Genomic DNA, 23,478 nt, shown 5'->3' with positions numbered 1-23,478 from the left:
GCCAAAAGGGGGAGGGATAAGCCCCCGCCCTACCAAGCCCTCACCCTACATGAAACGATAAACTAAAATTTACTGCAATATTTTGACCAAAAAGGAAGTTCTGATCATGAGCAAACAGATCAATGTGGGCGGCGTTCTGATCGGCGGAGGCGCTCCCGTTACCATCCAATCCATGACCAACACCCGTACCGATGACGCGGAAGCCACCCTGGAGCAGATCCGCCGGCTGGCTGCCGCGGGCTGCGAGATCATCCGGGTGGCGGTGCCCGATATGGCTGCCGCCCGGGCAGTGGGAAAGATCAAGGAGCACAGCCCCATCCCCGTGGTGGTGGACATCCACTTCGACTACAAGCTGGCCCTGGAGGCCATTGCCGCCGGAGCGGACAAGGTGCGGATCAACCCGGGCAATATCGGGGGCGAGGACCGGGTGAAGGCGGTGGCCGGCGCCTGCCGTCAAAAGAACATTCCCATCCGCATCGGCGTCAACGGCGGCTCTTTGGAGAAGCCCATTTTGGCCAAGTATGGCCGGGTCTGCCCCGAGGCAATGGTGGAGTCCGCCTTCGGCCATATCCGTCGGCTGAATAAGTTCGACTTTGACGATATCTGCGTCTCCCTGAAGTCCTCCAGCGTGCCCGTCACCATGAAAGCCTATCAGCTGATGAAACAGGAAAGTGATTATCCTTTACATATCGGCGTCACTGAGGCGGGCACCGTCCGCATGGGCACCCTCAAGTCCGCCGTGGGGATCGGCGGCCTGCTGGCTCTGGGGATCGGGGACACCATGCGGGTGTCTCTGTCCGCCGACCCCATTGAGGAGGTCTACGCCGCCCGGGACATCCTGAAAGCCGCCGGACTCCGGAGGGAGGGTGCGGAGCTGGTGTCCTGTCCCACCTGCGGACGGACCCGCATCGACCTGATCTCCCTGGCGGGAGAGGTGGAGGAGCGGCTGAAATCCGTGGACAAGCCCATCACCGTGGCCGTCATGGGCTGCGTGGTCAACGGCCCCGGCGAGGCCTCCGCCGCCGACTGCGGCATCGCGGGCGGCCAGGGGGAGGGCCTGCTGTTCAAAAAAGGCCAGATCATTAAAAAAGTCCCCCAGGAACAGCTGGTGGATGAGCTGTTCGCCCTGATCGACACCCTGTAACCGCTGAGATACCCTCAAGGAGAGTTGACATAATGTCCAAGAAGATCCCCTTTTTGCAGATGTTCGCCGCCCTGCGCCGCTGGACCGAGCTGTCCAACGCGGTGGAGGGCTGGCTCATTGTGTCCGCCGCCATCGACAAGGCCAGCCGCAGCGCCAAGATCCTGGTGGAGGGCGCGGCGGGAGCCGGACCCAACCTGATCCGGGAGGCGGAGGAGACCCTGTGCCGGGCCTACGGTCTGAACAGCGTGAAGATCCAGGCCGCGGCCCCTGCGGCAGCTGAGCCTGCTCCCGTGGAAGCGTCCACAGTAGCTCCTGCCGCCCCTGCTGGGGAGAGCTCGCCCAAGGCCGTTCCCGGGCAGGAGAGCGCCCCCGCCGACGCCTTCGCCCGGGCGGAAGCCCTGCGGAAAGCGGCCATGAAAAACGTGGCCCATCCCGCCGCCCCCAAAGGGGACGGGAAAAAAGCGGGGGGCAAGGCCATCTTCGGCAAGGCTATCACCAAGGCGCCCGTGGCTATGGGGGAGCTGGAGCTGGACATGGGCATGGTGGTGGTGGAGGGCGACGTCTTCGCCGTGGACCACAAAGAGCTGAAAAAGCGGGGCGCCTGGGTGGTGGCCTTTGACATGACCGACTATACCGGCTCCATTCGGGTCAACAAGTTCTTCCCCGGCGACGAGGGCAAGGCCCTGGTGGACGGCGTCAAGAAGGGAATGCACCTGAAGGTCCAGGGCCGTTTGAACCTGGACCGCTTTTACGGCGACATGGTGCTGGAGCCGGTGGCCGTGACCCAGACGGAAAAGACGGTGCGGATGGACACGGCGGAGGAGAAGCGGGTGGAGCTCCATCTCCACACCACCATGTCCTCCATGGACGCGCTGACGGCGGTGGGGGCCAAGACCGATTCGCCGGTGTCGGAAAACGCCATCAAGCGTCTGGAGAAATGGGGCCATCCCGCCGTCGCCATCACCGACCACGGCGTGGCCCACTCCTTCCCCAACGCATGGCACTCGGCCAAGAAGATGAAGATCCTCTTCGGCGTGGAGGCCTACTACATCAACGACGTGGACGACCGGGTGGCCGTCCACGGGGAGGTCCGTCAGCCCTTCGACGGGGAGATCGTCTGCTTTGACATTGAGACCACCGGACTGAACAAGAAGTATGAGGTCATCATTGAGATCGGCGCGGTGGTGCTGAAAAACGGGGAGATCACCGACCGCTTCAACACCTTCGTGTCGCCGGGCCGCATCCTGTCTCCGGAGATCATCCAGCTCACCGGCATCACCGACGAGATGCTGGTGGGCGCCCCCTCCCAGGAGGAGGCGTTGAAGGCGTTTCTGGCCTTTGCCGGGGACCGGCCTCTGGCCGCCCACAACGCGGAGTTTGACATGGGCTTTATCGCCGCCGGCTGTCAAAAGTACGGCATCCCCTTCCATAACCCCTCGGTGGACAGCCTGATCCTGGCCCAGAACCTGCTGCCCGACCTGGGCAAGTACAAGCTGGATATCGTTGCCGAGCGGCTGGAGCTGCCCGCCTTCAACCACCACCGGGCCAGCGACGACGCAGCCACGGTGGCCTATATGCTGCCCCACTTCTTCCGGATGATGGAGGAGCTGGGGCTCCATGACCTGGGGGAGATCAACGGCTATATGCCCAAGCTCCGAAAGGGGGGCAAGGCCAAGCGGAAGCCCAAGCACCTGATCGTCCTGGCCAAGAACCAGACGGGGCTGCGCAACCTGTACAAGCTGATCTCCCTGTCCTATCTGGAGCACTTCAAGCGGTATCCCATCATGCCCAAGTCCCTCATCAACGAAAACCGGGAGGGCCTCATCATCGGCTCTGCCTGTGAGGCCGGCGAGCTGTTCCAGGCGGTGGTGGAGGGCAAGAGCTGGGAGGAGCTGAAGCGGATCGCCTCCTGGTACGATTACCTGGAGATCCAGCCCATCTGCAACAACATGTTCATGCTCCGCAAGGGCATGGTGAAGTCGGAGGAGGAGCTTCGTGACTTCAACCGGACCGTGGTCCGGCTGGGGGAGGAGCTGGGCAAGCCGGTGTGCGCCACCGGGGACGTCCACTTCCTGGACCCGGAGGACGAGGTGTACCGCCATATTCTCCTGGCCTCCAAGGGCTTTGAGGACGCGGACGAGCCGCTGCCCATCTACCTGAAGACCACGGACGAGATGCTGGAGGAGTTCTCCTACCTGGGCAAGGAGAAGGCCTACGAGGTGGTGGTGAAGAACACCAACTTCATCGCCAACTGCTGCGACCCCATCGACCCGCTGCCCCAGGGCCTGTTCGCCCCCAAGCTGGAGGATTCCGACGGGGAGCTGAAGCGGCTGGTCTGGGGCAAGGCCCACGACCTGTACGGGGAGGACCCGCCCCAGATCGTGGTGGACCGGATCGAGGCGGAGCTGGGCGATATCATCCGCTGCAAATACGACGTGATCTACATGTCTGCCCAGAAGCTGGTCCAGAACTCCCTGGAGCACAGCTATCTGGTGGGCTCCCGAGGCAGCGTGGGCTCCTCCCTGGTGGCCTTCATGTCGGGCATCACCGAGGTGAACTCCCTGCCCGCCCACTACCGCTGTCCCAACTGCAAGCACACCGACTTCGACTATTCCCAGGACCCGGAGCACCCCTACGGCTGCGGCGCCGATATGCCCGACGCCGTCTGCCCCGTGTGCGGGACCAAATATGTGAAGGACGGCTTCAACATCCCCTTCGAGACCTTCCTGGGCTTCGGCGGCGACAAGGTCCCCGATATCGACCTGAACTTCTCCGGCGAGTACCAGGCCAGCGCCCACCGCTATACCTTCGAGCTCTTCGGCCAGTCCCACGTGTTCCGGGCGGGGACCATCGGCGCCGTGGCGGAGAAAACCGCCTTCGGCTATGTGAAAAAGTATCTGGCCGAGCGGGGGCTGACGGCCTCCAAGGCGGAGGAGAACCGGCTGGCGCTGGGCTGCACCGGAGTCAAGCGGACCACCGGCCAGCATCCCGGCGGCATGGTGGTCATCCCCCAGGACAAGGAGATCTATGACTTCTGTCCCGTCCAGCACCCCGCCGACGACCCCAACAGCGACATCATCACCACCCATTTTGAATATCACTCCATGGAGTCCAACCTGCTGAAGCTGGACATGCTGGGCCACGATGATCCCACCATGATCCGGATGCTGGAGGTACTGACGGGAGTAAACGCCCGGGAGATCCCGCTGGACGACCCGGACACCATGTCCATCTTCAAGTCCTCCAAGGCGCTGGGCTACGAGGACGACAAAATTTTGGGCCCCACCGGCGGCACCGCCATCCCGGAGTTCGGAACCTCCTTCGTCCGGGGAATGCTGGAGGAGACCCAGCCCGACCAGTTCGATATTCTGGTCCGGCTGTCCGGCTTCTCCCACGGCACCGACGTGTGGCTGGGCAACGCCCGGGACCTGATTTTGCAGCAGGGGGTCCCCGTCGGCCAGGCCATCGGCTGCCGCGACGACATCATGCTGTTCCTCATCTCCAAGGGGATGCCCCCCAAGCGGTCCTTCAAGATCATGGAGGCGGTCCGTAAGGGCCGGGGCCTGCCCGACGGGGCGGAGGAGGAGATGAAGGCCGCCGGCGTGCCCGACTGGTACATCGGCTCCTGTAAAAAGATCGCCTACCTGTTCCCCAAGGCCCACGCCGTGGCCTATGTGATGATGGCCTTCCGCATCGCCTGGTTCAAGGTCCACCGGCCCCTGGCCTTCTACGCCGCCTACTTCTCCATCCGGGCCAAGGCCTTTGACGAGGCCTTCATGTGCCGGGGGATGGATGTGTGCCAGCGGAAGATGCGGGAGATCGTGGCCAAGGACAAGGAGGCCACCGCCGTGGAGCAGGATATGCTGACCACCCTGGAGGTGTGCTATGAGTTCTATCTCCGGGGCTTCACCTTCGACCGGATGGACCTGTACCAGTCCGAGGCCATCAACTTTACCATGGACGAGGAAAAGGGCGCCCTGCGCCCGCCCTTCGTGTCGGTGGCGGGCCTGGGCGAGACGGCGGCCCTGTCCCTGGCGGAGGCCCGGAAGGGGAGGACCTTCATCTCCATTGAAGAAGTTTCCGCCGCCTGTCCCAAGGTGTCCAAGACCCATATCGAGCTGCTCAAGGCCGCCGGGACCTTCGGCGACCTGCCGGAGACCAGCCAGATCGACCTGTTCTCCATGTTCGGGTAACATGCGGCAGGGCTTACAAACGGTCCTTATGGTAAGGGCCCTGCACAGCGCGAGGCCCGGCCGCCGGGCGGAGCGGCGAAGAAAAACGACAATTCTTTTCCGCAATCTTGTCAAGTGTATGGATTCGTGCTAACATAGGTTGGCCCGGAGACGGGTAAAATTTTGAAATGAGGTGTTTGTCATGCTGGATAAAAAGGTCAGTGAGCTGTTGAACGACCAGGTCAATAAGGAATTCTATTCCGCTTATCTGTATCTGGACTTTTCCATTTTCTATGAGGACGCCGGATTGGACGGTTTCGCCAACTGGTACAAGATCCAGGCGCAAGAGGAGCGAGACCACGCCATGCTGATGATGCAATACCTCCAGAACAACGGGGAGAAGGTCACCCTGGAGGCTATTGCCAAGCCCGACAAGGTGCTGGATGACAAGCTCCATGTGCTGGAACTGGGTCTGGAGCATGAGCAGTATGTCACCAGCTTGATCCACGCCATCTATGACGCGGCTTACTCCGTCCGGGACTTCCGGACCATGCAGTTCCTGGACTGGTTTGTCAAGGAGCAGGGCGAGGAGGAGAAGAACGCCGAGGACATGATCAAGAAGATGAAGCTCTTCGGCGACGATGCCAAGAGCCTGTACATGCTCAACAGTGAGATGGCCGCCCGGGTCTATTCTGCGCCCTCTCTGGTCCTGTAAAAGGCCGGCTTCAGAAATGAGGCACACGCCCCCTTCAGACGGAGGGGGCGATTTTTTATTTTGTCCCTGTTACCCTTTTGTGTTGATATGGTGTATCCTCCTGTTTCACTCGGCGCCTTTGCACGGACCCTGCCGATACAAAAAGGGCAACCCAAACAGGACTGCCCCAAAAACCGGAATTTGTTACTCAAAAAGTGTTTTCCAGGTATCACCGGCGCGGTATGCCTCAAAACACATTTTTATTTGCTCTTCATTGTTTTTCTCTATCGCAAGCTCTGGCAAACAATGTTCGTTGAAATAATCAAACCCTGTCGTTTCAATGTTTTCTATAAAACCTCCGCCTACCACGGAACAGAGCACGAATACCTTGCAGACACCATAGGCATACACAGGAAGGTTATGTTTTGCTCTGTCTTGAATCGCGATAATGCTTTCGGCAACAACATCCAATCCCGATTCCTCTTTGACCTCTTTCACGGCATTTTCGCCAATGGAAACATTGACATCGCACCAACCGCCGGGCAATGACCATTTCCCGTTGTTCTCACGGACGAGAAGAATTTTCCCATTCTCAAAAATGGCAGCACGGGTATCGAGTTTTGGCGTTTGGTACCCTGTTTCGTTACAAAAAAGTCCCTTTACTTTTTGGAGTGGAATCTCTGCCGTATTGGAAATCATTTCGGCGGAAATATCTCGAATTCGCTCATATCGTTCTTTATCATAAACATCTTTACCATAGGTAAGCCCTGCCTGTGCAAGACTTTGCAATTCTATCGCCCACTGCAGCCATTGTTCCTGTTTGTTCATTGCAATTCCTCACATATTCCGATTGATTTGAGTTTTATTGTATCATAACGGGAAATTGCCCGCAATAGACGCGACTGGCGGAATCGACGGAACTGAAATCCATCAGCACATAGAGTAAAAGGAAGTTAAAGTTTAACCCTTTCTTAAAATATCCAACTTTACTTGCGAAGCCCGTGAGGTTATGGTAAACTGACTGTAAAATTCAAGAGAAATCCGGAGGGAACTCTATTATGTCATATCATGGAAAACGGGTCTATGGGGGCCGGGAGCGTTCCAACGGCGGGGGCGCGTCCAACGCCATGGTCCGTGTGCTGTTTTTCCCGGTGCTGTTCGTGTATCTGGAGCTGGTACTCCACGTCTATATGGGGACGGAACTGAAGTATCTGCCCATCTGGCTGCTGTACGGTCTGGCGGCCGGGTGCGTTTGCTCCGCCCTGACCCTGCCCTTCAAGCGCCGGGTCAACGGGGTCCTGACCAAGGTGCTGGCGGTGGTGATCTCTCTGGTCTATGTGGTGGAGATGATCGCCAAAAAGATCCTCCAGTCCTATTACCCGCTGAGCACCGCGGGCACCGCCGCAGAAAACCGGCTCACCGACTATGCCGACGTGATCGTCTCCACCGTGGTGAGCAGTATCCCCATCCTTCTGGTGTTTTTCCTGCCCGCCATCCTCCTCTTTGTCCTGGGCGGACGGTTTACGGGCTATGCGCGCTTCGACGTCCGTTTTGCCGGCCTGGTGCTGGCGGGGGCGGTGGTCCTTCACCTGCTGGGCCTGGGCGTGGTCCACCTGCCCTGGAGCGGCGATCTGACCCCCAGGATGCTGTACGGGATGGACACCAACATCGACGACCAGGTGGAGCAGCTGGGGCTGTGGAATATGCTCCGGCTGGATGTGAAGCATATGATCTTCCCGGTGAAAAACGACCTGGACGCCGATTTCAGCGGCATCGGGGGCCTGGGGGATAACAGCAGCTCCGCCGCCTCCTCCGGCGACGCCTCCGAGCCGGACCCCGGCCCGGTGATCGACACCTCGCCCAACGTGATGGACGTGGATTTGGCCAAGCTGTCCGCTGAAACCTCCAACAAGGATATCAAGTGGCTGGCCGACTACTTCAACAGCGTCACCCCCACCAAGAAGAACGAATACACCGGGATGTTCGAGGGGTACAACGTGATCCAGCTGGTCATTGAGGGCTTCTCGGGCTATGTCATCGACCCGGAGCTGACCCCCACCCTGTACAAGCTGACCCACGAGGGCTTTATCTTCAACAACTACTATACCGCCCTCCACTTCACCAGCACCTCCAACGGCGAGTGTCAGACCCTGCTGGGCCTGTACCCCAAGAACGGCAACCCCATCACCATGAAGCGCACCGGAGAGCTGGGCACCAACTGCTACTTCTCCCTGGCCCAGCAGCTGGCCCGGGAGGGCTATGAGGTCCTGGGCTACCACGGCAACTACGATATGTACGGCCGCCTGGTCTCCCACACCAACCTGGGCTATGACTGGCGGCAGTACCAGTCCAGTCTGGAGCTGGAAATGGGAGAGACCAAGCCCCTGTGGCCGCAGCGGGACTCCTATGTCATGGAGGCCAGCGTGGACGACTATATCAACAGCGACAAGCCCTTCCACGTCTACTACCTGACCATCAGCGGCCACATGCCCTACTCCAACAACCGCATCGTGGCTCCCTACCGGGATACCGTCCGGGCCCTGCCCTACAGCGAGACCACCCAGAACTATGTGGCCACCGCCATGGAGGTGGATAAGGCGCTGGAGGTGCTGTTGGACAAGCTGGAGGCGGCGGGCAAGCTGGACAAGACCCTCATCGTGGCCACCGGCGACCACATTCCTTACTTCAACGTGGACACCCTGGAGGAGCTGTCCGGCCGGAAGTTCGGCAGCTCCGCGGACATGGAGGCGCTGAAGGAGTCCAACATCGACTTTGACGTGTATAAAAACTCCCTCATCCTCTGGTCGGCCAGCATGGAGGAGCCGGTGGAGGTGGACAAGGTCTGCTGCCAGGTGGACATCCTGCCCACCCTGTCCAATCTGCTGGGGCTGGAGTACGACTCCCGGATGCTGGCGGGCAGCGATATTTTGTCGGACAGCGAGGGACTGGTAGTTTTCACCTCCCGGTGCTGGAAGACGGACAAGGGCTTCTATAACCGCTATACCGGGGAGTTTACCCCCGCCGAAGGGGTCACCATGACGGCGGAGGAGCAGGAGAGCTATGTGTCCGCCATGAAGAAGCTGGTGGGCTACAAGCTGGACAGCACGCCGCTGATCATTGAAAACGATTTTTATGACTATGTGTTCGGCCAGAGCTGAGCACGCCCTTTCCGGGGCGGGACTATGGGGCCCGCCCCGGCTGTTTTTGGCCCGGAGAACGGGGCAGAGGGGGCAGTTGATTTTTCCATTGCCCTGCGTTACAATAAGCGGTGGAAACCGGGCAAACTGAACGTGAGGGACAGTTTGACCGTGTGGAAAGGAGCGCTGTTCTATGAGTTTTGATCCCTATGAGTTTGACCGCGGCATGGCCCCGGCGGGCCAAATGGAAAGCATTGACCAGTACACCGCCAAGACCTTCCTGTGGATGGTGCTGGGTCTGATGGTGACCTTCGGCGTGGCTCTGGCCTGTTGGCTGACCAATACGGTCCTGTATATCTGGAATTTCCAGCTGGTCATTCTGGTCGCCACCCTGATCCTGTCCTTCACCATGGCCAGCCGGATCGAGAAAATGTCGGTGGGGACCGCAAAGGCCATGTTCATTGCCTTTTCGGTGCTGTTCGGCCTTACCATGTCCATCTACCTGTTGATTTTTGAGTTGCCCAGCCTGATCCTGGTCTTTCTGGCCACGGCGGTCTACTTTGCCGCGCTGGCGGCCTATGGCCACTTCACCAGAACGGACCTGTCCGGACTTCGCACCATTCTGTTCTCCGGCCTGATCTTCCTGATCGTGTTCGGGGTCCTGTCCATGTTCATCCCCTGGCTGGCGGCCCTGGACCGGATCGCCTGCATTGTGGGCATCGCCGTGTTCCTGGGCTATGTGGCCTATGATACCCAGAAGATCAAGGCCTATTACAGCTACTACGCCGGCTACCCCGACATGCTGGAGAAGGCGTCCATCTTCTCCGCCCTCCAGCTGTACCTGGATTTTCTGAACCTGTTCCTTTACCTGCTGCGTTTCTTGGGCAAGCGGAGGGACTGATCCAGCGGCAGCGCGGATGATGACTGGTGCAAAAATGGCCGCCCGGTACGGGCGGCCATTTTGCGTGTTTCAAAAAGGAATACGATTCTGAAAAATAAGATAAAAAGGGCGGACGCACTGGGTGCGTCCGCCCGGATCAATTTGCCTTTCAGCCCTTGACGATAGCGGCGGTGTCCATGGCGATCATCAGTTCCTCGTTGGTGGGGATGTTCCCAAACGCATCCGTTGGATGTGTTTGGGGACCCTTTGGATTAAAATGCTCGGGCGAAGTGAATTCGCCCTGCGCAAAATCTACGCTGCGCTCCGATTTTTCTGGTCATCCCCACGCAAAGGCAGGTAAAATTTAGCCCTTGACGATAGCGGCGGTGTCCATGGCGATCATCAGTTCCTCATTGGTGGGGATGACCAGGACCCGGACCTTGGCGTCGTCAGCGGAGACGTCCACTTCCTTGCCGCGGGTGTTGTTCTTCTCGGGGTCGATCTTGACGCCCATGTACTCCAGACCGGAGACGGCGTTGGCACGGGTCTCAGGGCCGTTTTCGCCCACGCCGGCGGTGAAGATGATGGCGTCCACACCGCCCATGGCGGCGGCATAAGCGCCGATCAGCTTCTTGACGCTGTACTCAAAGACCCGCAGGGCCAGAGCGGCGCGCTGGTTGCCCTCGGCGGTGGCCTGCTCCAGGTCACGGAAGTCGGAGGAGACGCCGGAGATACCCTGGACGCCGGACTGCTTGTTCAGGACATTCAGCATCTCCTTGATGTCCATGTTGTACTTGTTCATCAGGTACTCCATGATGCCGGCGTCGATGTCGCCGGCCCGGGTGCCCATGGGCAGGCCGGCCAGGGGAGTGAAGCCCATGGAGGTGTCCACGCTCTTGCCGCCGTCGATGGCGGTGATGGAGGAGCCGTTGCCCAGGTGGCAGGAGATCAGCTTCAGCTCCTCGATGGGCTTGCCCAGCATGGCGGCGGCGCGGCCGGCGATATACTTGTGGCTGGTGCCGTGGAAGCCATAGCGGCGGACCTTGTCCTGGGTATAATACTCATAGGGCAGGGCGTAGGTGTAAGCCACAGGGGGCATGGTCTGATGGAAGGCGGTGTCGAACACGGCCACCATGGGGGTGCCGGGCATCAGCTGCTGGCAGGCCTTGATGCCGATGATGTTGGCGGGGTTGTGCAGGGGGGCCAGAGGATTGCACTCCTCGATGGCGGCCATGACCTCGTCGGTGATGAGGACGGACTGGGCGAACTTCTCGCCGCCGTGGACCACCCGGTGGCCCACCGCGTCGATCTCCTTCATGGAGCCGATGACGCCGTTCTTCTCGTCCACCAGGGCGTTCAGCACGGTCTGGATGGCCTCGGAGTGGGTGGGCATGGCCACGTCGGCCGCCTTGATGGCCTCCTTGCCGGCGGGTTTGTAGGTGAACTTGCCGTCAATGCCGATGCGCTCGCACAGGCCCTTGGCCAAAACCTCCTGGGTCTCAGGGTTGAGCAGCTGATACTTCAGGGAGGAGCTGCCGGCATTGATCACAAGAATGTTCATGGGAATCAATCTCCTTTTTCAGGTTTTTGTTGCCTTGTCAGGCGGAATGTACTAAACTGGAACATATCCTTGGGGCTATTTTACCTCGTTTTCGTTCCCAGGACAACCTTTTTTTAGAAAAAGATCCCGCTTTTTTCAGCAATTTCCATAGACAGCCGATGGGCAAGGAGGGCGCCGACGTGAAGATCGCCGGAATCGTAGCAGAATACAACCCCTTTCACACGGGACATGCCTACCAGATCGGGCGGACCCGGGCGGATCTGGGCGGGGACGCGGGGATCGTGGCGGTGATGAGCGGAAACTGGGTCCAGCAGGCCGATTGCGCCATCGCCCACAAGTGGACCCGGGCCCGGCTGGCGCTGATGGGAGGAGCGGACCTGGTGCTGGAGCTGCCCACGGTCTGGGCCATGTCCTCGGCGGAGACCTTTGCCCGGGGGGCGGTGGCCCTGCTGGCCGCCTCGGGGGTCGTGACCCACCTGTCCTTTGGCAGCGAGTGCGGCGACGCGGACAAGCTCCGGCAGGTGGCCGCCTGCCTGGACAGCCCCGGTTACCGGGCACAGCTGCGCCGTGTCCTGGACGGGGGGGCGGCCTTCGCCGCCTGCCGTCAGGCGGTGGTCCGGGAACTGCTGGGGGAGGAGCTGTCCCAGCTGCTGTCCACGCCCAACAATAACCTGGGGGTGGAGTATATCCGCTCCCTCAACGCCCTGAAAAGCACCATCCGACCCATGACCGTTCTGCGCAAAGGGGCGGCTCACAACAGCCTGTCGGAGGAACGTTCTCCATTTGTCTCGGCCACCCAGATCCGGCAGGATCTGAGAAAAGGCCGGTGGGAGGCGGCGGAGCCCTACCTGGTCCCCGGGGGCCGGGCCGTGCTGGAGGGAGAGCTGGCGGGCCTGCCCGATCTGCACCGGGTGGAGCGGGCCATGCTGACCCGTGTGCGGACCATGACCGCCCGGGACTGGGCTGTGCTGCCCGATTCCGGCGCGGAGGAGGGCCTGCCCCAGCGGCTGGAAAAGGCGGGGCGGCAGTGCGCCTCCATGGAGGAGTATTTTGCCCTTGCCAAGTCCAAGCGGTATGCCCATGCCCGGCTGCGCCGTCTGGTCCTGTGGACCTACCTGGGTCTGACCGCGCCGGACCGTCCCCAGTACCCGCCTTACCTGCGGGTATTGGGCTTCAACAGCCGGGGCCGGGAGATCCTGAAGGAGATGAAGGACCGCTCGGCGCTGCCCGTTCTCACCAAGCCCGCCCACGCCAGAGAGCTGGACGAGGAGGGACGGCGGCTGTTTGAGCTGGAGGCCCGGTGTACCGACCTCTACGGCCTGTGCTTTGAGAAAGTGCCCGCCCCGGGCCGGGAGTGGACCACGGGGCCGGTGATCCTGCTTTGATGACCGGGGAGTGGGTCCAATGGTGAATATGGAACCGAAAACGAAACAAAAGGTCCGGTGGGGCCTGCCGGCGGCTCTGGCCCTGCCTGTGCTGCTGTTGGGGCTCTTCGCTCTGGTGAAAGGGAACCAGGGACTGATGGACCGCTGGGTCTTTGGCGCCATGGCCCCGGTGGAGCAGTTTTGGGGCAGGCTCTGGTCCTGGGCGCCCTTTTCCGGTCTGGAGCTGTGGATCGCCCTGTTTTTGCTGGGCAATGTGGTCTGGCTCATCCGCGCGCTGGCGCTGGCGGTCCGGGGGAGGGGCTGGTCCGGACTGGTCCGCCGCCTGCTGGCCCTGGGGGCCGCGTGGCTGTGGCTGTGGTGCGGCGTGTGCTGGCTGTGGAACGCCGCCTATTACGCCGCCTCCTTTACCCAGCGCAGCGGACTGGAGACGGACCTCTATTCTCTGGAAGAGCTGGCCGCCGTCACCGAATATTTTGCCCGGAACGCCGCGCGGCTGTCCGGGCAGGTGCCCCGGGACGGGGAGGGCCACTTCGCGGTGACGCCGGGCGAGAGCATCTCCCGGGGGCCCGACGTCTATGAAAACCTGACAAGGGAATTTCCTTGCCTATACATGAAATCCGTAGAAGCCAAGCCCCTTCTCTGCTCCCGGCTCCAGAGCGTCCTGGGCTTTACCGGAATGTACTTCCCATTTACCGGGGAGGCCAACGTGAATGTGGACGCCCCCGCCTGTCTGATCCCGGCCACCGTGGCCCACGAGATGGCCCACCAGCGGATGGTGGCCTCGGAGCTGGAGGCGAACTTTGTGGGGATCGCCGCCTGCACCTCCTGCGACGACCCGGTGTATCAGTATTCCGGCTATCTGATGGGGCTGATCCAGCTGTGCAACGCCCTGTACCCCGTGGATGGGCAGCTTTGGTATGACATCGCCGGCCGCTGGTTCACCCCGGAGCTGTCCACCGACTGGAAGGACAACAACGACTACTGGCAGGCCCTGGAGTCGCCGGTGGAGGACGCGGCGGGGGAGGCCTACGACTCCTTCCTGAAGGGCAACGACCAGGAGCTGGGGATGCGGTCCTACGGCGCCTGCGTGGACCTGCTGGTGGCCTACTACGGCCCCATGACGGCGGCGTAAGGCTTGTCAGCCTGGCCGGAATGTGGTATCATCAACTGAAAAAATCCCGGGGAGGGGTCGGAATGACTGATTATTTTCACTTGAACATCGAGCGGGAGCCGCTTTTGAACCTGTCCAGCCTGAGCCTGGCCCATCTGGGGGACAGCGTGTATGAGGTCATGGTCCGTTCCTGGCTGTGCCTCCAGGGGAAAGCCCGGGTCAAGGACCTGCACCGGGCCACGGTCCGCTATGTGGCCGCCCCCGCCCAGGCCGCCCGCTTTGGCCGCATCGAGCCCATGCTGACGCCCGAGGAGGCCGACGTGTTCCGCCGGGGCCGCAACACCGCGCCCCATTCCGTCCCCAAGGCGGCCAGCCGGGGGGAGTACCAGACGGCCACGGGGGTTGAGGCTCTGTTTGGCTGGCTCTACCTCCAGGGCCGGACGGACCGGCTCAACCAGCTGTTTGCCGCCATGATCGAGGAAGACGGGGAATAGGCGGAGCCCGGAACCTGTGCCTTTGCCCCGGGAGGGGCTGCATACTGATTGAGGTGATGCTTCATGCCTTTGGACGCGCTGTGCCTGTCCGGCCTGGTCCATGAACTGAATACCGCTCTGGCGGGTGGGAAGATCGACAAGATCTACCAGCCCGGCCGGGACGAGGTGGTGTTGGCGGTACGGGCCCCTAAGGGCAACGTAAAGCTGCTGCTGTCCGCCAATCCCAGCCATCCCCGCCCGCAGCTGACGGAGATCGCCCGGGAAAACCCGGAGACGCCCCCCATGTTCTGTATGCTGCTGCGCAAGCATCTGACGGGAGCCCGTGTATTGGGGCTCTCCCAGCCCCATCTGGAGCGGGTGGTGGACTTTCAGCTGGAGGCGCTGGACGAGTTGGGAGACCGGGTGGAGCGCCGCCTGGTGCTGGAGGCCATGGGCCGCCACGCCAACCTGATCCTGCTGGACGGAGAGGGCCGCATCGTGGACTGCCTGCGCCGGGTGGACGGGGACATGTCCGCTAAGCGCCAGGTGCTGCCCGGCCTCTTTTACCGCCTGCCCCCCGCCCAAGCCAAGGAGGACCCCACCGCCCTGACCCGGGAGGAGTGGGAGGCGCGGCTGGCGGAGGCCCCGGGAGATTACCGGGTGGACCAGTGGCTGTTGGATACCTTTGGCGGACTGTCCCCCCTGATCTGCCGGGAGCTGGCCCACCGGGCCGGGGGACGGACCGACGTTGCTTTCCTTGAGCTGGGAGATGCGGGCCGACTGCGGCTGGCGGAGGCGCTGGAACGGCTCTTTTCTGATATCAAGGAAAATAGCCTTACACCGACACTTATCACTATCGAAAACCGCCCCAAGGACTTCACCTTCCTGCCGGTGGAGCAGTATGAGGGCGGAGCGGTCCTGACCGCCTATCCCACCTTCTCCGCCATGCTGGACCGGTTCTACGAGCAGCGGGAGAGTCTGGAACGGGTGAAGCAGAAGGGACAGGACTTGATCCGCTCCGTCACCAACGCCCGGGACCGCACGGCCCGGAAGATCGGCAACCAGGAGCGGGAGCTGGAGGCCACCCGGGACCGGGAGCGGCTGCGCCAATTCGGAGACATCATCACCTCTAACCTCTACGCCATGGAGAAGGGGATGAAGGTGCTGCGGACGGTGGACTTCTATGACCCGGAGGGAAGAGAAGTGGACATCCCGCTGGATTTCCTGCTGACCCCCCAGCAGAACGCCGCCAAATATTATAAGGAGTACAACAAGGCCAAAACAGCCGAGGAGATGCTCACTATCCAGCTGGAGAAGGGACGGCGGGAGCTGGATTATCTGAACAGCGTTCTGGAGAACATCACCCTGGCCGAGGGAGAACGGGACCTCCAGGAGATCCGCCAGGAGCTCACCGATACCGGCTATCTCCGCCGCCAGTCCAAGGCTAAGGACCGGGGAAAGCGGGTGTCCTCCAAGCCTATGGAGTTCCGTTCCACCGCCGGGCTGCGGATCTCTGTGGGCAAAAACAATACCCAGAACGACCTGCTCACCTGCAAGCAGGCCTTCAAGAGCGATATCTGGTTCCACACCCAGAAGATCCACGGCTCCCATGTGATCCTGTGGACCGAGGGAGGACAGCCCGACCTCCAGAGCATGAACGAGGCCGCCTGTCTGGCCGCCTGGTTCTCCCAGGCCCGGGAGTCCAGCAAGGTGCCGGTGGACTACACCCCCGTCAAGTATGTCAAGAAGCCGGCGGGCGCCCGCCCCGGCATGGTGGTTTATACCACCTATGAGACCGCCTGGGTCTCGCCCAGCGAAGAGCTGGCCAAGCGCCTCCGGGTGAAGTAACGGAAAACAGGACCCTGCGCCATACGCACCCCCGCAAGCCGTCGAGAGCGGCGGGCCGACAAAAATCACAAATTGTAATTTATTTATCGGGCAGTCTCAGAAATGAGGCTGCCCGATTTGTTTCCAGGGCTTCGGATCGGGAAAGAAAAACGGGAAGCGGCGTTTCTCCGGGATAGACCCTCTGGGAATCGTATGCTGCCGCAGAAGGTCAAATATGGTCCGAAACATTCAAAAATTGCGATATTCTTCAACAATACGGACAAATTACACAAGAATGGACTGGGAAGTCTAGGCAATATTGCCCTTGAATCAGGCGTGTAAATTGGTTACAATGTGGTAACAAAAGTAACAAGACGTTGCTTTTGGTTGTCATAATTATGACAAACTTTGTTTCCATAGGAGTGAAGACAATGACACGCAAGCTGTTTTCCATGCTGCTGTGCGCCTTTGCCTTACTCCTCCTGATGGGCGCCGGGACTGCTCCCGAGCAGTCGGCGGCCATCTTGGCAGAGGAGGAGAGTGCGGTCGTTTTCAACGATCCGGCACTTGAGGCCGATACCCGGTCCCTTGATAAGGCGAGCAGCCAGGCGATCCCCGCCGCTGCCGGCGCCAGCCCCTTAGAGCTGGCAGAGAACACGGAGAGTGGTCTCCTCATTGATGGGGTTCAGGCCCCGGCGGAGGTTGCCATGACCCGCCAGAACGGCGTCACCTATGTGGCGCTGGCCGGAATGTCCGCTGCGCTGGACAGCACTGCCCAGGTCTCCTGGGACGGAGGCTCCGGCACCGTGACCGTGACTGCGGCCAAGGTGAAGATCACCGCCCAGGTGGGCCAGCTCTACCTGGAGGCCAACGGCCGCTATCTGTATCTGCCCGACACGGTGCAGATGATCAACGGCCGGGTGACGGTCCCCCTTTGGGCCGTGATCAAGGCCTTTGACGCCCAAATGAGCTGGGACGCCGCTTCCGGGGTGATCAGCGTGACCCGGGGGACCGGCGGCATCCAGTCCGGCGATTCCTACTATAACCAGGAAAATCTCTTCTGGCTGTCCCGGGTCATCTTTGCCGAGAGCGGCAATCAGCCCCTGGAGGGCAAAATGGCCGTGGGCAACGTGGTCATGAACCGGGTGGCCAACCCCATCTATCCCAACACCGTGGAGGGGGTCCTGGCCCAGAAGAACCAGTTCTCCACCTACAAGTCCGGAGCTCTGGCCAACCGGACCCCCAATACCTCCAGTATCATTGCTGCCAAGCTGGTGCTGGACGGCGGCGTGGTGGAGGAGACAGAGGGCGCCCTCTATTTTGACTCCAACGCCAGAAGCTGGGCCGCCCGGAACAAGGAATGTGTGGCTGTCATCGGCGGCCATAAGTTCTACAAGTAAACCGGCGCCAAGAGGAGGGACCCGCTGTCCCATGCCGTTTCGGTCCCGTGAAAAAACCTATTGAACGAAATTTGCCCCTCATTCACTCGGCTTTTGTGTGAATGAGGGGCTTTTGTATGAAGAAAACCACCTGCCGGGCATAGGGTGCAATAAAAGGAGCAAAATAATTTGAGCGGGGTTTCTCATGATGATCCAAGGGGGTTTCCTTTTCAAGCGGGCTTTTGGTCGAAGGGGTTGCGCTCCAAAATGGCCGGATGGAACAACATTCCCCCCAACGTCTATGCCCACAGCCCGGAGGAGTGTGAGGAAAAGCTGGGGGAGTGGATCCTCCGAATGAAAGCGGAGATCGCGCAGATCATAGCGGAACCGGGTAAACAGGAAAGGACACGGGTACGGAATTTCCGCACCCGTGTCCTGTTGAAATATGCCGTGAAATTGTGCCGTAAAGGGCGTGAAAAAGAGGCGCTGTCACGTGCTCAAGACATGCAGCGGCACGTCTGTCTCATTTTTCGTACCACTTCTTCTCCCACCACTGCTTGACGCACCGGCAGGCGGTCTCGCAGCGGTACCGGATGCCCCGGCTCAGCACCCGGTAGATGCCCCACATCCCGGACTCCACGTCCCGGCGCAGGGAGCCGGAGCGGTAGAGATAGTCGCCGGGGCATTGGGTCCGCTCCGGCTCGATGTTGAACACGTTGCCCACGCTGACGGCCCCCTGGACGGGGATAATGCGGGTAAAGGGGTCCTCCGGCTGGGCCCGCCAGCGGTGGCCGTGGAGGGCGAAGCTGATGTTCCGGGGCTTATCCGCCGGCATCAGCAGGCGGATAATGACCCGCTCTCCGGTGTAGGACTGGAACACCGGCGTGGCCGGGTCGCCGTGGACCTTGGAGGTAAAGACCTTGTAGATGAGGGGAACGCGCTGGAGCCGGTTGAAGAACCGCTCCGAGCGGTAGTTGTAGCCCTTTTCTCCGGTGTCCTCGTGGTCGGGAGCGTCGTGGCCGCCCTCCTCTCCGGGTTCCATGCCCTGCTCCGTGGTCTTGATGAGGTTTCCATCCTTGTCAAGGAGGCGGATGCCGTTGTGGGCGAACAGGACGAACTCCCGGAAGGTCTCCACCCCCGGCGCGGCGATGACGGCGGCCTCCTGATAGTGCTCCTCCGTGGAGCAAATGCCGCTGTAATACTTTATCATGGAAACGAGAAAAGGCGTAGTTGTCAGCTACGCCCCCGTACAGATTGCCATATGCCATATAGAAATGAAACCAATTCTTGTTCTTTATGCTCAGTATCATCTGTAAGTGAAACGATTCCACCTGTAACGAGGCCGGTCGCTTCATGATCTGAATTGAAAACAACATCACCGCTTACAGCTTTTCTGAAAGACTGTATTGACAGCTAACAATTATTAGCCTATAATTTGGCTAACGATCATTAGCTGCGAGGGTGTTATGAAAAACGAAACGACGAAACAAAGAATTCTGACGGAAGCAGTAAAACTGTTTTCGAAAGAGGGATATGAGGCTGTCAGTGTGGATCAGATCGCGAAAGCTGTCGGTATCAAAGCCCCTTCCCTCTATAAGCATTACAAAAGCAAACGGGATATTTTTGACAGCATCTTACGGATCATGGAACAGCGGGACGGAGAAAACGCGACCGCCTGTTCTTTGCCGGAAGGAACGGCAGAGGCCATGCCGGAAGCCTATGAACGATCGTCCATAGAGGATCTGATCACATTCAGCAAACAGCAATTCCGTTATTGGACGGAAGATGAATTTGCAGCTTCTTTCCGAAAGATGCTGACGGTGGAACAATACCGCAGCGAAGAAATGAACGGTCTTTACCATCAGTATCTCGGCGCCGGCCCACTGAACTATGTCGCAGATTTGTTAGGTTCTCAGGCGGAAGCCCTGGCTTTTTATGGCCCAATGTACCTACTGTACAGCGTCTACGATGATGCAGACGATAAGGCGTCGGTACATGCCTTACTGGACGCCCATTTGGAGAGGTGGCTCAGATGAATTTTTTGATCCCGGACCGCTGGGCGGCGCTGGCCGCTCAGTATCCCGAATTGACCGTGGGGCGGATCACGCTGCAGGAAAAGGGGATGTATCGGATCCGTACCAGCATGGGAGAACAGAACGCTCTGGTTTCCGGCAAGTTTCAATTCGACGCGCAGTCCCCGTCCGATTACCCCGCCGTGGGCGACTATGTGATGGTCAGTTGTGCCGATCTGGATACTGCCGTCATCCATCAGATGCTGCCCCGTAAAAGCCTCTTTGTGCGCAAGGCGGCAGGCACTTCCAAAACAGAACAGGTAGTGGCTGCCAATATTGATACCGTGTTTCTGTGTATGAGCCTGAACAACGATTTCAATCTGCGCCGATTGGAGCGCTATCTTTCCGTTGCATGGGAAAGCGGAGCCGATCCGGTGGTGGTGCTGACAAAAGCGGACCTGTGCGGGGACCTGCCCCAAAAACAAAGGGAAGTGGAAGCCATCGCCATGGGCGTGGATATTTTCACCACCTCCGCCATGGAGTCGGACGGATACCGGCAGATCATGCCTTACATCACACAGGGCAGGACCGTTGCCTTTGTTGGTTCCTCCGGTGTGGGCAAGTCCACGCTGATCAACCGCCTGCTGGGGGAAGAACGCCTGGCAACAGACGGCCTTCGTAATGACGATAAAGGCCATCACACCACGACCCACCGGGAACTGCTGTTTCTGCCCAACGGGGCCATGGTCATTGATACGCCGGGCATGCGTGAACTGGGCATGTGGGATGCCGCTTCCGGCGTTGAGCAAACGTTCGGGGATATTGAGGAATTGGCAGCCAGGTGCCGTTTCCGCAACTGTTCCCACTCGGGCGAACCGGGCTGCGCCGTCCGTGCCGCCCTTGAAAGCGGCCATTTGGACGCCGGCCGCTGGCTGTCTTATCAAAAGCTGAAAAACGAGAATTCTTATGCCGCCGACAGCGAAAGTTATCTGGCCGCAAAAGAAAAGAAATTCAAAGAGATCTCAAAAATCAATAAGTATCACAAGAAGAGGTAATATACATGAAATATCCGCTCAGTGAAAAATACAACACGCCGGAACTCATGGGGAAAATCATGGGTCCAAATCCCATGAAATTGGAGGAAGAACTGCTGACCGGACACAAAATTCCTGCCGGGAGCGTAGTCTGTGACCTCGGCAGCGGACAGGGGCTGACCAGCGTGTTTCTGGCAAAGGAATACGGTTTTACCGTCTATGCCGCGGACCTGTGGAGCGATCCGGAGGAAAACCGGCGGTTTTTCCGGAAAATGGGATTGTCCGAAACAGAAATCATTCCAGTCAAAGCGGACGCGACCGCTTTGCCATTTGGAACAGAATTTTTTGACAGCATCGTCAGCACGGATTCCTACAACTATTTTGGCCGTGACCCGGAATTTCTGGATCAAAAGCTGCTGCCCTTTCTCAAGAAAGGCGGATATGTCTACATCGCGATCCCGGGCATGAAGCAAGATTGCCACGATTGTTTACCTCCGGAATTGCTGCTGTCTTGGACGCCGGAACAAATGGACTATATGCATGATGTGGCTTACTGGCGCGACATGGTCAGCCGGAGCAGGGATGCCGAGATCATCGAAGTCAGCCAGATGGAATCCAATGAAGAAGTGTGGGCGGACTGGCTGAGACAGGAGAACGAGTACGCTGTGGGCGACCGCAAGGCCATGGAAGCGGGTGGAGGAAAGTATTTGAACTTTATCAAAATCGTGTTGCGGAAAAAATAAAAATGAATGCGAAGGTCACCAATTCCCGAGCAAGACAAGCGCATTGGGCATACAAAAAATCGACAGGCTTCATATCGAAACCTGTCGATTTTTGGTCGGAGTGTCGTTAAAGGATCTGAGCTTTCCGGTCACCATTTACCAAATCGAAGCCCAGCGAAGCGGGTTCGATTTGGAAAGGAGGAGCAGCGGCATGAGTGCGCTCTGACTTTTATAAAAAAGTCGGAGCAAGCGATATAAAGCTTGCTCCGACGTGGTCCGAGTGGCGGGATTTGAACCCACGGCCTCATGGACCCGAACCATGCGCGCTACCAACTGCGCTACACCCGGATGTTCAGCTTATATATTATATTTTCAAATCCTGTTTCTGTCAAGTGTAATATCCCAAAAGCCCGTAGAATAAACTGCTAATACCAAAAAACGGGCGGGGGAGGAGCACTATGTACAATCAGACGGCACAAAACCAGACCTACAGGCGGGACGGCCGCTCCGCACCCTCCCGGAGCGGTGGAAGAAGGAGCGAGAGAGGGCGCGGGCAGGAGCGGACGCGGCTGCTCCAGCTGCTGGTCTGTCTGGCCCTGTTCCTGGCGGTGTTTGTGGGAAAAGGGGTGTTTCCCCACCGGCTGGAGGAGGTGCGGGAATCTCTGCTGACGCTGCTCACAGCCAACACCGACTTCCGTGGAGCCTTTTCCCGCATCGGCGCGTCTCTGTCCGGGGAGGACGACGTACTGGGGGCTCTGGGGGAGTTCTGTGTGGAGGTTTTTGGGCCAAGCCAGCCCGAGGCCGGCCCGGATGAGCCGGTCCCGGTTCCGGAGCTGACCAGTCTGCTGAAGGCGGAGCGTACCTTTCTGAGCGGGGAGCCGGATGGTCAGGACCTCTCAGACCACTATTTTGACAGCACCGCCAGCCAGACCGCCCTCCGCTACCGGGTGGGGAGCGGCGCGGGGGAGGAGCCGGAGCCCCAGCCCCCGGCGGAGGAGCCCGCGGTGGCCGCGGCGGGCACGGTGCTGGTCAAAGCCGATTACAGCGGTCCGCCCCTGCCGGAGCGCTACACCATGGACCAGCTCTCCCTGGGGACGCTGGAGACCGTCACCCCCGTGCTGGGGCGGCTCAACTCCACTTACGGCTACCGGGACCACCCCATCAACGGGGAATACCAATTTCACGGCGGCGTGGACATCGGCGGCCAGACAGGGGACCCCATCCATGCCTTTGCCGCCGGGACGGTGGAGTATGTGGGGGAGAACGACTCCTACGGCCTGTACCTCCAGCTGGACCACGGCGGCGGGATCAAATCCTTCTACGCCCACTGCCGCAGCGTCTGCGTGAAGAAGGGGCAGACGGTGGCGCTGGGGGAGAAGATCGGTGAGGTGGGCTCCTCGGGCTCTGCCACCGGCCCCCATCTCCATCTGGAGCTGAAATACAACGGCCTTCACCTGGACCCGGCCTACTACATCGACTGCCTCAGCGACCAATGAGGTGGGGCAGGGCGGAGGTCACCTGGGGCTTTTGTCTGGTGGCGGCCTGGATCAACTACCTGGACCGCCAGAGGATCTTCCCGCTGGCTCTGGCGGCCTGCGCCCTCCATGAGCTGGGCCACTACGCCGCCATCCGCTGCCTGGGCGGAGACGTAAAGCGGATACGCCTGACAGCTGTCGGGGCGGAAATGACCCTGGACCGGCCCTTGTCCTATGCCGGCGAGGGGGCGGCGGCCCTGGCGGGACCGGGGGTCAACCTGATGACGGCCCTGGCGCTGAGCCTGTGGGGGCGGGGCTGGACCTTCGCCGGGATCAACCTGGTGCTGGGCTGCTTCAACCTGCTGCCCGTCAGCGTCATGGACGGGGGCAGGGCGCTGGCCTGCACCCTGGCCCTCCTCGCCGGGCCGGAGACGGCGGGGCGGGTGGGGGAGACTCTGGACCGGGCGTTCAC

Annotated in this window: 19 protein-coding genes and 1 tRNA gene; 16 read left to right on the top strand and 4 right to left on the bottom strand. The window is 60.2% G+C overall.

Annotated features, from left to right (window positions below):
• Positions 1-106 precede the first annotated feature (106 nt).
• The 3 genes from ispG to I6E39_RS09665 all read left to right on the top strand — a co-directional run bounded on the left by ispG (position 107) and on the right by I6E39_RS09665 (position 6,031).
• Positions 107-1,144 carry a flavodoxin-dependent (E)-4-hydroxy-3-methylbut-2-enyl-diphosphate synthase gene (ispG, locus tag I6E39_RS09675; protein WP_235381388.1) on the top strand — a complete coding sequence of 346 codons (1,038 nt, stop codon included), beginning with the start codon at positions 107-109 and terminating at the stop codon, positions 1,142-1,144.
• A 32-nt stretch (positions 1,145-1,176) separates the two neighbouring features.
• Positions 1,177-5,337 (top strand): PolC-type DNA polymerase III, encoded by a 4,161-nt coding sequence (locus tag I6E39_RS09670; protein ID WP_235381387.1) that lies wholly within the window; start codon positions 1,177-1,179, stop codon positions 5,335-5,337.
• A 181-nt stretch (positions 5,338-5,518) separates the two neighbouring features.
• Positions 5,519-6,031, top strand: coding sequence for a ferritin (locus tag I6E39_RS09665; RefSeq protein WP_235381386.1), 513 nt, complete (start codon positions 5,519-5,521; stop codon positions 6,029-6,031).
• Between the two features lie 183 nt (positions 6,032-6,214).
• On the opposite strand, the gene I6E39_RS09660 is transcribed toward I6E39_RS09665, so the two are convergent.
• The gene (locus tag I6E39_RS09660) at positions 6,215-6,838 is read right to left on the bottom strand and encodes an NUDIX hydrolase N-terminal domain-containing protein (protein WP_235381385.1); all 624 of its coding nucleotides are present in this window, start codon (positions 6,836-6,838) and stop codon (positions 6,215-6,217) included.
• Between the two features lie 230 nt (positions 6,839-7,068).
• Between I6E39_RS09660 and I6E39_RS09655 the strand changes: the two genes are divergently transcribed.
• Together I6E39_RS09655 and I6E39_RS09650 are read left to right on the top strand one after the other, a co-directional pair.
• On the top strand, positions 7,069-9,168 hold the full coding sequence (locus tag I6E39_RS09655; RefSeq protein ID WP_235381384.1) for an LTA synthase family protein: 2,100 nt from the start codon (positions 7,069-7,071) through the stop codon (positions 9,166-9,168).
• A 172-nt stretch (positions 9,169-9,340) separates the two neighbouring features.
• Positions 9,341-10,048: a Bax inhibitor-1/YccA family protein gene (locus I6E39_RS09650; protein WP_235381383.1), complete on the top strand. Its 708-nt coding sequence runs from the start codon at positions 9,341-9,343 to the stop codon at positions 10,046-10,048.
• A gap of 343 nt (positions 10,049-10,391) precedes the next feature.
• Here I6E39_RS09650 and I6E39_RS09645 read toward each other — a convergent pair whose 3' ends face one another.
• On the bottom strand, positions 10,392-11,588 hold the full coding sequence (locus I6E39_RS09645) for an acetate/propionate family kinase (protein WP_235381382.1): 1,197 nt from the start codon (positions 11,586-11,588) through the stop codon (positions 10,392-10,394).
• 179 nt (positions 11,589-11,767) lie between these two features.
• Between I6E39_RS09645 and I6E39_RS09640 the strand changes: the two genes are divergently transcribed.
• The 6 genes from I6E39_RS09640 (at position 11,768) to I6E39_RS09615 (ending at position 18,324) form a co-directional block, all read left to right on the top strand.
• Positions 11,768-12,973 carry a tRNA(Met) cytidine acetate ligase gene (locus I6E39_RS09640; protein WP_235381381.1) on the top strand — a complete coding sequence of 402 codons (1,206 nt, stop codon included), beginning with the start codon at positions 11,768-11,770 and terminating at the stop codon, positions 12,971-12,973.
• Positions 12,974-12,992: 19 nt separating this feature from the next.
• Positions 12,993-14,105: a DUF3810 domain-containing protein gene (locus tag I6E39_RS09635; protein WP_235381380.1), complete on the top strand. Its 1,113-nt coding sequence runs from the start codon at positions 12,993-12,995 to the stop codon at positions 14,103-14,105.
• 62 nt (positions 14,106-14,167) lie between these two features.
• Positions 14,168-14,578, top strand: coding sequence for a Mini-ribonuclease 3 (locus tag I6E39_RS09630; protein WP_235381379.1), 411 nt, complete (start codon positions 14,168-14,170; stop codon positions 14,576-14,578).
• 63 nt (positions 14,579-14,641) lie between these two features.
• Entirely contained in the window at positions 14,642-16,405 is a 1,764-nt protein-coding gene (locus I6E39_RS09625) for an Rqc2 family fibronectin-binding protein (RefSeq protein ID WP_235381378.1), read from the top strand.
• 410 nt (positions 16,406-16,815) lie between these two features.
• Entirely contained in the window at positions 16,816-17,784 is a 969-nt protein-coding gene (locus I6E39_RS09620) for a cell wall hydrolase (protein WP_235381377.1), read from the top strand.
• Positions 17,785-17,952: 168 nt separating this feature from the next.
• On the top strand, positions 17,953-18,324 hold the full coding sequence (locus tag I6E39_RS09615; RefSeq protein ID WP_235381376.1) for a hypothetical protein: 372 nt from the start codon (positions 17,953-17,955) through the stop codon (positions 18,322-18,324).
• On the opposite strand, the gene I6E39_RS09610 is transcribed toward I6E39_RS09615, so the two are convergent.
• Positions 18,287-18,973 carry a hypothetical protein gene (locus I6E39_RS09610; RefSeq protein ID WP_338127131.1) on the bottom strand — a complete coding sequence of 229 codons (687 nt, stop codon included), beginning with the start codon at positions 18,971-18,973 and terminating at the stop codon, positions 18,287-18,289. The genes I6E39_RS09615 and I6E39_RS09610 overlap by 38 nt on opposite strands.
• Before the next feature lie 256 nt (positions 18,974-19,229).
• Between I6E39_RS09610 and I6E39_RS09605 the strand changes: the two genes are divergently transcribed.
• From I6E39_RS09605 to I6E39_RS09595, 3 genes are read left to right on the top strand one after another with little or no spacing between them, the layout of a single operon-like run.
• On the top strand, positions 19,230-19,799 hold the full coding sequence (locus I6E39_RS09605) for a TetR/AcrR family transcriptional regulator (protein WP_235381375.1): 570 nt from the start codon (positions 19,230-19,232) through the stop codon (positions 19,797-19,799).
• Positions 19,796-20,830 (top strand): ribosome small subunit-dependent GTPase A, encoded by a 1,035-nt coding sequence (rsgA, locus tag I6E39_RS09600; RefSeq protein ID WP_235381374.1) that lies wholly within the window; start codon positions 19,796-19,798, stop codon positions 20,828-20,830. The genes I6E39_RS09605 and rsgA overlap by 4 nt, the downstream gene beginning before the upstream one ends.
• A 5-nt stretch (positions 20,831-20,835) precedes the next feature.
• Positions 20,836-21,552, top strand: a complete 717-nt coding sequence (locus I6E39_RS09595; RefSeq protein ID WP_235381373.1) for an SAM-dependent methyltransferase — start codon at positions 20,836-20,838, stop codon at positions 21,550-21,552.
• A 251-nt stretch (positions 21,553-21,803) separates the two neighbouring features.
• Here the strand turns inward: I6E39_RS09595 and I6E39_RS09590 are convergent.
• Positions 21,804-21,879 (bottom strand) — tRNA-Pro (locus tag I6E39_RS09590).
• Positions 21,880-21,989: 110 nt separating this feature from the next.
• Here I6E39_RS09590 and I6E39_RS09585 point away from each other — a divergent pair.
• Both I6E39_RS09585 and I6E39_RS09580 read left to right on the top strand, forming a co-directional pair.
• Positions 21,990-23,027 carry a M23 family metallopeptidase gene (locus I6E39_RS09585; protein WP_235381372.1) on the top strand — a complete coding sequence of 346 codons (1,038 nt, stop codon included), beginning with the start codon at positions 21,990-21,992 and terminating at the stop codon, positions 23,025-23,027.
• A partial coding sequence (locus I6E39_RS09580) for a zinc metalloprotease (RefSeq protein ID WP_235381371.1) occupies positions 23,024-23,478 on the top strand: 455 nt, incomplete at its 3' end. The genes I6E39_RS09585 and I6E39_RS09580, both read left to right, overlap by 4 nt.

Source organism: Pseudoflavonifractor phocaeensis, assembly GCF_021531375.1.
Taxonomy (GTDB): domain Bacteria; phylum Bacillota; class Clostridia; order Oscillospirales; family Oscillospiraceae; genus Lawsonibacter; species Lawsonibacter phocaeensis_B.
Note: the sequence above shows the minus strand (reverse complement) of the source record. Positions and strands in the feature narration are given on the sequence as shown.

Coding starts and splice junctions, on each gene's coding strand:
- I6E39_RS09605 (WP_235381375.1), top strand. CDS start 19,230: ATGAAAAACGAAACGACGAAACAAAGAATTCTGACGGAAGCAGTAAAA.
- I6E39_RS09585 (WP_235381372.1), top strand. CDS start 21,990: ATGTACAATCAGACGGCACAAAACCAGACCTACAGGCGGGACGGCCGC.
- ispG (WP_235381388.1), top strand. CDS start 107: ATGAGCAAACAGATCAATGTGGGCGGCGTTCTGATCGGCGGAGGCGCT.
- I6E39_RS09630 (WP_235381379.1), top strand. CDS start 14,168: ATGACTGATTATTTTCACTTGAACATCGAGCGGGAGCCGCTTTTGAAC.
- I6E39_RS09670 (WP_235381387.1), top strand. CDS start 1,177: ATGTCCAAGAAGATCCCCTTTTTGCAGATGTTCGCCGCCCTGCGCCGC.
- I6E39_RS09620 (WP_235381377.1), top strand. CDS start 16,816: ATGACACGCAAGCTGTTTTCCATGCTGCTGTGCGCCTTTGCCTTACTC.
- I6E39_RS09645 (WP_235381382.1), bottom strand. CDS start 11,588: ATGAACATTCTTGTGATCAATGCCGGCAGCTCCTCCCTGAAGTATCAG.
- I6E39_RS09595 (WP_235381373.1), top strand. CDS start 20,836: ATGAAATATCCGCTCAGTGAAAAATACAACACGCCGGAACTCATGGGG.
- I6E39_RS09665 (WP_235381386.1), top strand. CDS start 5,519: ATGCTGGATAAAAAGGTCAGTGAGCTGTTGAACGACCAGGTCAATAAG.
- I6E39_RS09650 (WP_235381383.1), top strand. CDS start 9,341: ATGAGTTTTGATCCCTATGAGTTTGACCGCGGCATGGCCCCGGCGGGC.
- I6E39_RS09635 (WP_235381380.1), top strand. CDS start 12,993: ATGGTGAATATGGAACCGAAAACGAAACAAAAGGTCCGGTGGGGCCTG.
- rsgA (WP_235381374.1), top strand. CDS start 19,796: ATGAATTTTTTGATCCCGGACCGCTGGGCGGCGCTGGCCGCTCAGTAT.
- I6E39_RS09625 (WP_235381378.1), top strand. CDS start 14,642: ATGCCTTTGGACGCGCTGTGCCTGTCCGGCCTGGTCCATGAACTGAAT.
- I6E39_RS09660 (WP_235381385.1), bottom strand. CDS start 6,838: ATGAACAAACAGGAACAATGGCTGCAGTGGGCGATAGAATTGCAAAGT.
- I6E39_RS09655 (WP_235381384.1), top strand. CDS start 7,069: ATGTCATATCATGGAAAACGGGTCTATGGGGGCCGGGAGCGTTCCAAC.
- I6E39_RS09610 (WP_338127131.1), bottom strand. CDS start 18,973: ATGATAAAGTATTACAGCGGCATTTGCTCCACGGAGGAGCACTATCAG.